Source organism: Heyndrickxia sp. FSL W8-0496 (assembly GCF_038007825.1).
GTDB lineage: Bacteria > Bacillota > Bacilli > Bacillales > Bacillaceae_C > Heyndrickxia > Heyndrickxia oleronia.
The window spans coordinates 643,589-656,516 of sequence record NZ_JBBOXX010000001.1 but is presented as its reverse complement, the minus strand read 5'-3'; the positions used below and the strand labels follow the sequence as shown (position 1 = coordinate 656,516).

Below are 12,928 nucleotides of genomic sequence, written 5' to 3'. Positions count from 1 at the left end.
ATTTTATATCTAGTTATTTTAAATAATAGCTTGCTAACTTTGAGAAAACTCTAATAAAATTTTAAAATGAAATGCCCACTTCTTAACAACTTATAATAGAAGGCATGATGTTGCTAGGAGTGGACATTTCTGATTGTTTAAAGATTTACAAAAGTGGTTTTAAGAAAAAAAGTTGAAGTGATGTTAAAGCTATTAACTTGACATGGAGCTAAACGGGTGTGATTATAGTACCAATAACCCAATATTTGAACTCTACCTAACAAGACTATCTTGCCCGAATTTTCATGTAAAGTTACTCTTAAGCAATGTAGGAAATTATGAACCATTAAACAATTATTTATACATAGTTAAATTACTATTTGTACTCTACAGTGCTTTTTCATCTTTTTGTCTACCAGTCTTACTACATATTTCACTGAGTGACAGGCATTGCCTCTGGTTAACATCAATAGATAACCTTAGATGTGATTCTCAAAGCATAAACACTCTAGTTCTTTTATGGTATCTCTATAAAATAAATATTTATCCTCTACTATTTTCAGTCCTCTTAACAATCACTTTTTCAAATTATGTAAAACTATGCTTGAATTCATCATGCACAATTCCCTAGCTATACTTGTTTTCTCGACACCTCAAGTATAAAATAATGGGTGATATCGTGCTTTTCATTTTTATAAAACTCGAACCAAAAAATGAAAAGCCCGTAGAGATTATCTCTACGGGACATTTCATCAAAATAATTGCCAAATGATCTATTGATACTATTAAGTGAGCAATAAATACTCTGCTAAATAAATTATTATTTAACAGTTACAACAGTAGTATCATTCACACCTGGTGTTTTATCTACAAGTGTAATTACAGCACCACTGATTGATACATCATAATGGCTAGTTACACTGTTATCGTTGATTAGTTTTGCGAAAATTTTACTTGCAACTGTTGAAGCTGAATCTCCAGCAGCAACTGCAGTAACTACTGAGTGGTTATAAGAACCATCTACTAATGTAACTGATACATTACCTGCATTAGTTGCACCAGTTGAGATAGTAATGTCAACTGATTCCTTACCAGGAGCAACACCAGCTGTTGTATCAGCTGAAGTAGCTGTAGTTACATTATTAGCTAAAGTAATTTTCATTGTTGCATCATCATCTGCAGCAGTTTTAGCTGTTAAAATAATCTCATCAGAAGTTGCACCCTTAGTTACATCGAAGAAGTTTGTAACCTTAGTATCTGCTACTAATTTGTTGTAAACTTTTGTTCCAACATCTGTTGCAGAATCAGAAGCTACCACTGGTACAGTAATATTCAATGGATTATTACCGTTAAATCCTTTAGCTGCAACAGTTACAGTAGCATCACCTGTACCAGTTGCTGCAGTAGTAGTTAAAGTTTCAACTTGCTTAGTTCCAGCAGTACCAGGAGTTGATACACCAGCACCAGTTACACCTGTAGCAGCAACAGCGTCAGATAGAGTAAATGAACCAGATGCTAATTTTGCACCATCTTTAGCCACTGAATCTTTACCATTAATAGTAAGTGTTCCTAATGATAAACCAGTTGCACCAGTAATTGTTAGGCTAATTTTATTATCATCAACAGTTCCATCAACAACAGAAGCAACAGTACCATTTGTTACTTTGAAGTCAGATGTAGCTAATGTAGTAGCATCCACATTTTTACTAAATGTAATTTCAACAGTATCTGCAATTGCATCAGCATTAGTATCAACTGCTACAGCTGAAGTCACAGTCACAGGAATGCTAGCATCTGAAACATTTTCAAGAATGTCAAATGTAAATTTGCCATCAGCATCTTTAGTTACAGAAACTTTAGCATTTCCTTGAGCTAGATAGCCTTCAAACGCTGATTTAGTTACAACGCTACCTTTATATTTCCATGTACCAGTTGCATAGCTGTATACAATGTTATTAATTGTAAATACATCTAGTGCAGTATCATATGAAGTTACTACTCCTGTTACTGGTTCAGTACCATATTGAGAGAAGTTAACTGTTACTGAAGCAGGATTTGTTGATGGTAATACAACACCCGCACGAGAACCAGTTGCAGTTACTGTTACTGAAGATGGAGTTTGAGCAACAACTTTTACTGATGCTTCTGTTGCATTAGATGCAATAGTAGCTTCTACAGTTTTAGTAGTTCCAGCTTTTACTTCAGTACCGTTTACATAAACAGTTCCAGTACCAGCTTTTACTTCAAATGAAACTTTAGTTGCATCTGCATTAGAACGTGGTTTACCGTTTTGGTCAACTAATCCGTATACAAATTTTGCATACTCTGTACCATTAGCTAATACATCTTTTACAGGAACATCGTTTTTATCTAATGCTACTAATTCAGCAGAATAAGTTACATTAGCAACAAAGTATGTGATTTCACCTTGAGCTTGTAAATCATCTTTATCTAATACTCCGTTTCCAGTGCTCTTACCATTGTCGATAAATGCTACTGGTGAAACATAATCATTTACATTTGTACTTGCAACTGTAAATAATGCTTTACCTTCTTTTTCTACTTTCACTTCATAGTAGTTTGTAGCACCAACTTTAGAAGTAGCAGAAATTTCTTTTCCATCAGAATCTAATACATGAAGGTCACCTTTAACACCAGTAGTGTCAATTGCAACTTTAACTTTAGTTCCTGGTGAAGCAGCCTTACCATCTTTATCAGTGTAAGTTACTGTGTAGTCACGACCACCAGTTTCTGTAGCGTTTTTGTAAGTCGCAGCGTTTTGTACGCCCTCAGCTTTAATAGTTAAACCTAAATCATGTTTAAGTTCAAACTTAACAGTTGAAGCTTGTGCTTGTAAAGCTGTTGCAGAGTAAGGATTGATGCTAGTGAATTTACCAGCAGTATCTTGTTTGTAATCTGCTGCAAACACAATTGGTGTTACTTCAGCGTTACTACCAGTTACAACAAGGTTTGCTTTACCAGAAGCATCTAATTTTACAACTGTTACTGCTTTTCCACCAGTTGTATATTCATATGGATAAGCTTCAGATGCTACACCAATAACATCTCCGTTAGATTTAATTGAATAAGTATCTAAACCTTCAACTTTAACATCTTTAACTGCTTTATCAGGAGCAACATTTAGGTTTTCTTTGAAAGTAACAAATACATACTTACCTGCATTAGCAGCTGAGTTGATTTCGTAAACTTTCTTAGAACCGTTTGTTAAAGAAGTTGCTTCAGTAATATCTTTAACTGTTAATTGTTTAGCTGAAGCCCAGTAAACTTTAGCATTATCTTTAACAGTAGACTTTTTAGTAGCATATGCTACTGCATTATCTACACCATTGTAATAACGAGTATAAGAGTATTCAGCAACACCTTTGTCGTTTGTTAATGCTTCTACTTCGATAGTTTTGTTATCTTTGCTATCGTTTTGAATATTGAATGTTACAGGAATACCTGCAGCAGATTCGCCTTCTTTAACTTTAACTTGTGCAGATAAAGTTACTTCTTCACCAATAACACCTTGTAAAGATTTAGTGTTCACAGTGATATCAGAAGGAACTACAGCAGATGCACCGATAAATTTACCAAGAGTAGCTGAACCAGATTTAACAGTGTATTGCTTTCCACCTTCTTGAGCAGAAGTTGTAAGAACTACTGTTTTGCTATCTGTTTGTTTAACAGCTGCGTTAGAAACAGTTAAACCTTCGATTGAGAAGTTAGCTGCTTTAACATTTTTAGCATCTACTTCATCTTTGAAAGTTACTTCAACAGTTGTATTATTAGTTGCTTTAACTAATTGAACACCTGGGAAGTTGTTACCAATTACATCACCAAATTTAGAGTCAGCACGGTGTAAAAGAATCGCTAAGTCTCCACGTTTGATAGCTGCATTTGGATCAAATTTAGAAGCAGTTACCCCTTTGATTAATCCGTTAGCATAAGCTGTTTGGATGTAAGGAGTTGCCCAGTTACCAGCTTTCACATCAGTGAATGGAGTTGCAGCATTAGTTAATGTTAAGCCATAAGCGTCAACAACTAATTTAGCAAATTCCGCACGAGTAACGTTACCTTCTGGTTTGAATGTTCCATCTTCGTAACCATTTACTAATTTTGCAGCATATAAGCTGTTGATGTATTGAGTTGACCAGTAGCCATCTTTAACATCTTTGAATGGAGTTTTTGTACCTTCTTCAAGGTGTCTGATAAGAGTGATAACTTTTGCTACCTCTCCACGAGTTACCTTGTTTTCAGGTTTGAACGTACCATTTTCGTAACCATTTAAAATACCTGCTTCAGCTAAAGCATCGATAGCTGTTTTGTACTCAGGTTTTGTAACATCTGAGAAACCAGCAGCTGAGCTTGCGATTGGTGCTACTGCAGATGCAACTAATGCTGCTGTTGCTGTAGTAGCGAATACTTTACGTGACTTTTTAGCCATGTTTGTATTTCCTCCCTTTTTTTATACTACATAGTTATTTAACTAGTTTCGGAGACATAGTTTACATGATAAGTAGTCTTAAGATTAGAATCTTTCCTACTATATGTATATATGAACCTATGCCGTCTCACGAGCCTAGTAAAATACGAATGAGCAAATTTAGCATATAATGCAACTACTAGTATATCTTACCTAAAATGTGAGGTCAACCATTTTTTGCTAAGGTTTCTAGATTTTCTTTGCATTGGATAAATTTACTCAATAAAGTTATTATTACAAGATATGACATGAATTTCAAGTGAATCTATCATTGAAAATATTACCATTTCCAATTTTTAGATCACTTGTGACCTCTTCCCATTAATTTCGACAGAAATAGTGGAAAGTTAAGGCTATTTCTGTAAAAACTAACATGTTAAATCTATCATCTGGAAGAATATATTTCCAAGATTTAAGAAAAATATACATTACCCTTGACGAAAATACAAGAATAATTGGAGAAAATCTTTGATTCGTAATACATTTGTAATATTCCTGAGACAATATCATTCTTTTTATCTAAAAATATCCAGTATTATAGGGGTTACGACCCAAACTACAGGTAATTCACTGCAAAATCCTGTACAAAATTACTAATCCAAAGGATGGTAATCCATTACTTTATACACAAGTAAAGACAGACTATTTCCGTCCTTCCCCTCTAAATTGCACACTTTAAGGTACTTTTTCTAACCAATGCACGTGGACTCACAATAAAAAAATCAAAATTTTCTCAATGACAAATATGGTACGAGTTTGGAAGTATTTTAGCTCCTTTTCTTACCAGATTTACATCCAGTCATCACCATTTCCGATTATATGTGGAAGCAACTTGTCTTATATCTAAAATTTCATTAATTTTTCAAACAAAAAAAGAGCCCACAATCATGTGAGCTCCTTCCTTTTATTTCAATTTAAATTCATCATTTAATTGTCTAGCGACAAATACAGCAAACTCCGCTCTGGTAATTGGCTGGTTTGGTAAGAATGTTCCATTTTCATATCCATTGGATATATGAGCGTCCTTTAACGCATTCACCGCTTCATAATAGTACATAGTTGGTTTCACATCATTAAATGCTGCCTTTTGACTATTTGTATACCCATAGGCTCGTTGGAAGATTAGGGCAACATCGCCACGAATAATCGGGTCCTGAGGCTTGAATTGGTTGTTTTCATAACCAGTAATAATCCCATTCGCATTGGCCTTGGCAATATAGCCTGATGCATAGAAGGTTGGTGCCACATCACTGAAGACCGTCCGCTGTTGTGTGCCATCATAGGATAAGGTCTTTCCGATCATGGTGACCGCTTCTGCACGTGTCACTAATTCCTCTGGATGGAAGGTTCCATCTGGATATCCCTCAATAATCTTGTTTTCTACTAAATAATTAATTTCATCGGTGTACCATGCATCAGCTTTCAAATCCGTTAATGCCGGAAGCTTCGTTGACTTCGGTGCTTGGACTAACCCATATCCATATACAGGGTCTTTTCCTGGTGCCCCGAGGTCAATCGCATTTGTTTGGAGTAGACTGCGAATTCTTGAACTTTGCAGTGTTGGAAATTGCTGCTTGTATAGAGCAAGGGTTCCTGTCACAAATGGAGTGGCCATCGATGTTCCTGTGTCATAAGCATAATCATCTTCAGTATCTGTTAATGGATTGTAATACGTACTATATATTTTATTCCCCGGTGCGACAACCTCTAAGGAATCTCCAGTATAGGAGAAGGAGGAATGCTGTCCGTTTTGATCAATTGATCCAACTCCGATAACACTTGGGTAACGTGCTGGGTATAAAATATCTGTTCCTAACGGTAAGGGCTTCAATGTGTTTCCTGCTGCGGCAACAATGAGAATCCCTTTACTATATGCTTTTTCTAATTCTTGCTTTAAGGCTGTCGAGCCTTCTTTACTTGTAATACTAATGTTAATGATATCGACTTGATGATTGATCGCCCATTCGATCCCGGCAATCATATCTGCTTGACGGCCATTGCCTGCAGCATCCAATGCTTTGATGGCATAAAGCTCTGCATCTGGTGCGACCCCGACCGTCCCGATATCATTATCTAATGCGCCAATGATTCCAGCGACATGTGTGCCATGTCCATTATCATCTTCATAAGATTTTGTATATTCAACAAATGATACACCGCCGGCGATGTTTAAATCGGGATGCTTTTCATTTACCCCTGTATCGATTAAAGCAATTTTGACACCTTTTCCTGTCAGACCTAATGCTTTTGATTGCTGGGATACGACTTGTGGCAAGCCCCAATTGGTTTGTTGGGCTTCGGTTTGAATTTCTGGATCGTCTTCCATCCATTTCACATGTGGAAGCTTTTTGATGATCTCTTTATTCGCTGCTGGAATGGTCGCTGATACGACTGATATTTGATTAAATACATGATGAATATCTTCGGTGTATTTTTTTAATTCGGTTAATTCTGTTCCTGGGTCAATCCCAATCATAACCCGTTCATGCTGATTCGAAGTCTCTTGTGCGAAACTTTCATGAGGAAATACCAAGATTAGAAGAATGAAAGAAAATAATAGGATGATCTTTTTCATGATGAATAGGTATCCTTCCTTTATAAAATGAAGGGCTGTCCCATAAGTGTGTATGACACTTGTTATCTGAGACAGCCCCAATAGCTTATTGTTTGTCTTTCCAATTATAGTAATCTTTGATTCCATCAACGATTGCTTGTGCCGCTAGGTTTTGATAATTATCTGAACCTAGTTTGCTTGCATCTGATTTATTCGATAAGAAGCCAAGTTCTATTAATGCAGCAGGAAGTGGATTGTATGTGATGACTTGATAATCAGCCGTTTTCACGCCACGATCTGTTGTACCGAGAGCTTTTACTAAGCGCTTCTGAATAAATGTTGCCAGCTGCTTGCTTGCTTCCGCACGAGGGCTTAATGCAGCCTTTGTATTATAGTAGGATTCCGTTCCATTCGCACTTTCACTGCCAAATTTATTGGCATGAATACTTACAAATGTATCGGCTTTCGCATTTACACCAATATTAATTCTTTGCTGCAAAGTTGGATACGTATCACCTGTTCTCGTCATGACAACTTTGATGCCTGCAGCTTCAAGCTTTTTCTGCACCTTTAGGGACACAGCTAATGTAATATCTTTTTCCACTAGTCCATTTCCAGAGGAACCGGGATCCTTGCCGCCATGCCCTGCATCAATTGTGATAACATGCTTTCCAGTCACTGGAGGTGTTGGATCTTGTGGATCAGTTGGTGGTTGTACTACAGGTGGTGCATCGGATAGATAAGACGCACTTACATAACCTGTTAAACTACCATTTGTTATGTATGCCCAGTTATTTGCAATACTGTAGACCGTCACTTTGTCGCCGCTCTTTAAATAACCAATGGCTGCGTAGCTTGTGTCAGGTCCTTTTCTTACATTTAATGAGGTAGCATTCACATATTTGACGCCAAGGGGTTTTGCTTCAGAGGATACTCGGAAGTCTTCGTTCATCCCACGTGCGACCATTAAGGAGAATTCCTCGCGGCTAATATTGTTTGTTGGCTTGAACGTTCCATCTGGATACCCATTTGAAAGTCCGCCTGTTACCATTTGATTGATAACGATACCCTGATTCGATGTCATAATCACATCTTTAAAAGAAACTTTGCTTGTTTCTTTTAGCTTGAATGCTTTTGTTAGCAGATAAGCCATTTCGCCTCTTGTAATCTTGTTTGCCGGCTTAAATGTTTTGTCTTCATATCCTGTAATAATCCCTGCTTCTACTGCAGATTGAATATAACCAGAACCAAAGCTGCTTGCCTTTACATCAGCAAAGCTCGTCGTTCTTTGTGTTCCGTTTAATCCAATCGCCCGACCGATCATCGTTGCAGCTTCCTCACGAGTCACATTATTATTCGGACGGAAGGTCTGATCAGGATACCCCGTAATCACTTTGTTATTGATTAAATAATCAATTTCCGTTTTGGACTTTGCCGGAATATCGCTCATCGTGCCTGCAGCATGACCTTTAATAGGGATCATTGCTAGGACAAGAATCGCTAAGATGGATATTATTTTTTTGTAAGTCTTCACAGTCGCGGTTCAAACCTCCCTCTATTTGTCATTTCATGTCATAGTTTATCATAATTTTCTGCTCTCTTTGACATTTTTCTTGAAAAATATAAAAATAGTTTTTTGGACTCATATATTATTAGAAAAAAATGATTAAACTCGAAGGTATTCCTTCTCTCATAAGAACAGTGCTTAGTAGCCTTTTCTCTGAATGGATAACCAAAATTTCCTGTTGATAATTGGAAGTCAAACATGTATCGTAAAAATTAGTATGATTTTAATCATATTCCGACGATTTTTGTCGGTAGACTGCGGTTAGGAGGCGACATGTTTTTTGAATAAGATTTGGGCGTTTATAAAAGAGCATCTGGCGTTCATCATTTTCTTGATGCTCATTACATTGAAACTACACTTATTTTCGAAAAATACAAATACAACATTTCTTTTAGATAATCTGGGATATTTTAAAAATGGCTTTTCGGTACTCTTTAAGCAAGGAAGCTTTGAAGCCTTTTATACGGGGCTATTTTTAGTTAGCTTTGGGGCATTATTGCTTCTATCGTTCTGGACCTTGTTTATGTCAGGACGAAAACAGTTAATTGCCTTGTTTATTTTAAACCTTGTCATTAGCTTTATCGCGATTGCGGATATTATCTATTACCGTTATTTCCATGATATCCTGTCGATCCCGGTTCTATCACAAGCGAATCAAACAGGTGCAGTTAGTGGAAGTATTAAGGATTTATTTCAATGGAAGGATCTTGTCTTTTTCATTGATTTGATTATTCTCATTCCGATCATTATCTTCCTATATATAAGGAAGATTAAATGGAAGAAGCAAATCGGCTTCCGTGGCAAAGCCGCTACCTCTGTACTCGTTGCAGTGATCGGATTTATCTTTGTCTATGCGCCGACACAAGATTATATTAGCAAGTATGGGAATGTACTGTTCAAGCAAAACTGGTACAATATGTCCTTATTTAATAAGACTGGGCTTATTGGCTTCCACGCCTATGATGCGTATAAGTTTGTCGATGAAACCTTTATCCATAAAACCGTGATTTCGAAGGAAGACAAAAAGAAGGCACAGGATTGGTTCAAGGAGCATCAAAAAACATTGGCTGCCAATTCACCATATGATGGCATAGCGAAAGGCAAAAACATCATTATGATTCAGCTTGAAGCCTTTAATAACTTCTTCATTAATCAAAAGGTGAATGGCCAAGAGATTACGCCAAATATTAATAAGTTAATTAAAGATAGTATGTATTATAAAAACTTTTACCATGAAGCCGCACAGGGTCGGACATCGGATGCAGAATTTTTAACAAATGAATCGATGTATCCTTTAACATCAGGTTCTGTCTATGTGCGTTATGGAAATCAGAAATTTGATGGACTAGCTACGAATCTTTCCAAGGCTGGTTACACCACTGCTGCTTTCCATGCCTATGAAAAAAGCTTCTGGAATCGTTATGTCATGTACCAAAACAATGGCATGCAGCATTTCTTCGGTAAAGATGATTTCAAACCAGGGGAAATCGCTGGTTGGGCATTGGGCGATCGTCCATTCTTCCAACAGGCCATTGATAAGATGAAGACCTTTGATCAACCATTCTATTCCTTTATGATTTCATTAACGAGTCACCATCCATATGAAATCCAGTCACAATATAAGGAATTAAATTTGGAAGGCTACTCAGGCATTTTCGCGAATTACTTACAATCTGTTCACTACACAGATAAAGCGATTGGTGAAATGGTAGAACGCTTGAAAAAAGAAGGATTATGGGATAAGTCAGTCCTCATTATGTATGGTGACCATGACTATGGGGTTAAGGAAGATGCGAATATGACGAAGATCGCTGGTGTGGAAAATACACCATTGAATGTCGAGCGCTTATACAATCAAGTACCACTCATCATCCACTTACCGAATGATGCAGGAAAAGGTATTTATGAGAAAACGGCTGGACAATTAGATATCGCACCAACCATCTTCCATCTACTTGGAATGAAACCTAACAATCTTTATATGATGGGAAGCAATATTGTATCTAAAGAAGATAATCTCGTTGTCTTCCGTTATGGATCCTTTACGAATGGGAAGGTGTATTATAAAGCATCCCAGGATGGTGTGTTCAGCAACGGAATTTGTTATGATTTAAAAACTGAACAAGAAACCGATGTCCAACAATGTAAAGCTGGATATGATGAATCCCGCGAACGACTCACGATTTCCGACCATATGATTATGGGAAATTTAGTGACGGAGTTTGAAGGGAAACAGAAATAAATTCTAATAGGTGACGAAAACTTTCATTGTAGGCTTTCGTCACCTTTTTTCAAGAGGAGTAATTCGGGGGGCATTTACTCACTAAAATGAATGAAAGGTAGAAGCGAATGAAGAACAAAAAAATACTTATTCTCTGTTTGGCTTTGGTCATTGTGATTGCTTTACTTTTTCCATTAAAAAAGCTTTACAATCAATCAAAAAATCAAGACAAGCCTGCGGAAAGTAGCAAAGAACTCACTACTGTTAAGCCGTATAAACATCCAGAATTGAAGGAAAGCTATGATGTTGTTGTCGTTGGTGGAGAACCTGAAGGGGTAGCAGCTGCAGTTGCCGCCGCTCGATCTGGTTCAAAAACACTCCTCATCGAGCATCGTGATGGACTGGGCGGTTTATTCACCTATGGAATGTTGAACTTTCTAGATTTAAGCCAGGATAAGAAAGGGGCACCTGCTAACACAGGAATCTTTTCTGAATGGCATAAGCTCGTAGGAAATCAAACAGGCTTTGATATTAAAGAAGGCAAGCTTGCTTTTCTAAAGCTTGTTCAGGACGAGCCAAATTTAACACTTAGCTTAAAAACACAATTAGTCGATGTTGTGAAAGAACAAAATCAATTAACAGGAATTAAGATTAAAGATGCCCAAAGGCAAGAAAAAACGATTGAAGCAAAGGCATTTATTGACTCAACCCAAGACGCTGATTTAGCGGTTAAGGCCGGTGCTCCTTATTTTGAAGGTGGCGAGGATATTGGCTTGAAGGACCGCAAAATGGCGGTTACCCTAATGATCCACTTAAAAGGCGTTGATTGGGAAGAGATGCGAAAGGCAGCCGCGAAGGGATTGTTTGGCGGCGGGAATGTCCGCGCAACCGTTGGCTGGGGATTCACTGGCCTACATACAGCCTATAAACCAACCTTAGAGAATACTAGATTACGCGGCTTAAACATCGTGAAGCAAAAGGATGGCACCGTCTTCATTAATGCCCTACAAATCTTTGGTATTGATGGACTCGACCCTGAATCAAAACAAAAAGCGATTGAAATAGGTAAGCAGGAAACGAAAGGCGTCGTAGAATTTTTACAAAAGAACTTCCCAGGCTTCGAAAAAGCTGAAATCGTCGACTATCCGAATGAGCTATATGTTCGAGAAACGCGCCATATTAAAGCTGAATATGCCGTAAAAATGTCTGATGTATGGGAAAACCGTGATCAATGGGATAGCATTGGCTTTGGCGCCTATCCTTCTGATGTCCAAGCAACATCACCACAGGATTACGGCTATGTCATGGCCGCACCTGTTCAATATGCAATCCCATTCCGTTCTTTAGTTCCACAGGAAATTGACGGATTACTTGTAGCAAGCAAGGCAAGTGGCTATTCATCACTCGCTGCAGGAAGTGCCCGCGTCGTTCCAACAGGAATGTCAGCTGGACAAGCTGCTGGTGTCGCCGCATCGCTAGCAATAAAAAATGATATTTCCTTCCGAGATATGAGTAAAGACAAAAAGCTGATAGAAACATTACGCGATCAACTTGAGGATCAAGGGGCGAAGCTCTACCATTTTGATATTAAATACAACTATCAAGGAGAATGGTACTATCCTGCGGTGCAAAAGCTCCTCAATTACGGAGCAGTCGTAGGTGGCTATGAAAACACACTTCCGGTTGACAAACCATTTAGTGAAAAGTTCTTCTTCTACTTCCTTGCGAATACAAAACGTATTTCACCAGTCGTGGAACAAAAGTATACCAATGGAATCATGGCTGTGAAGGACTTAGCAGCTGAAGATGATACACCAATTACACGAAACAAAGCCGCACAAATGATCATGACCTACTTCGGTGAACCAGCTACTGGTGACCAAGCATGGGAAGCATTAATGAAAAAAGGCATCGTGAATGATACCTTTACCAATCATGTAAAAGAAGATCGTGAGCTAAAAGGAAAAGAAGCGTATTATTTAGCCTACTTAATGTATCAGTATATTGAAAAGGAAACAAAGTAAGAGATTGGAGCGTGGGAGTCTGAGATTCTCACGCTTTTTTGTTGTGGTGGTTGATTGAGCGTGTAATTTTATGATTCGATACTTGAATTTTATATTT

The 12,928-nt window shown here is 37.6% G+C and carries 5 protein-coding genes; 2 read left to right on the top strand and 3 right to left on the bottom strand.

The genetic code is table 11. The annotated features are described in order from the left end of the window. Positions 1-799: 799 nt before the first annotated feature. The 3 genes from NST63_RS03580 to NST63_RS03570 all read right to left on the bottom strand — a co-directional run bounded on the left by NST63_RS03580 (position 800) and on the right by NST63_RS03570 (position 8,553). On the bottom strand, positions 800-4,426 hold the full coding sequence (locus tag NST63_RS03580; RefSeq protein WP_341041280.1) for an S-layer homology domain-containing protein: 3,627 nt from the start codon (positions 4,424-4,426) through the stop codon (positions 800-802). A 943-nt stretch (positions 4,427-5,369) separates the two neighbouring features. Beyond that, positions 5,370-7,040, bottom strand: a complete 1,671-nt coding sequence (locus NST63_RS03575) for a S8 family peptidase (protein ID WP_341041279.1) — start codon at positions 7,038-7,040, stop codon at positions 5,370-5,372. A gap of 85 nt (positions 7,041-7,125) precedes the next feature. Beyond that, positions 7,126-8,553, bottom strand: a complete 1,428-nt coding sequence (locus NST63_RS03570; RefSeq protein WP_341041278.1) for an N-acetylmuramoyl-L-alanine amidase — start codon at positions 8,551-8,553, stop codon at positions 7,126-7,128. A 313-nt stretch (positions 8,554-8,866) separates the two neighbouring features. On the opposite strand from NST63_RS03570, the gene NST63_RS03565 reads away from it, so the two are divergent. Together NST63_RS03565 and NST63_RS03560 are read left to right on the top strand one after the other, a co-directional pair. Continuing rightward, positions 8,867-10,828: an LTA synthase family protein gene (locus NST63_RS03565; protein ID WP_078110126.1), complete on the top strand. Its 1,962-nt coding sequence runs from the start codon at positions 8,867-8,869 to the stop codon at positions 10,826-10,828. Positions 10,829-10,935: 107 nt separating this feature from the next. Beyond that, the gene (locus NST63_RS03560; RefSeq protein ID WP_341041277.1) at positions 10,936-12,831 is read left to right on the top strand and encodes an FAD-dependent oxidoreductase; all 1,896 of its coding nucleotides are present in this window, start codon (positions 10,936-10,938) and stop codon (positions 12,829-12,831) included. Positions 12,832-12,928 lie beyond the last annotated feature (97 nt).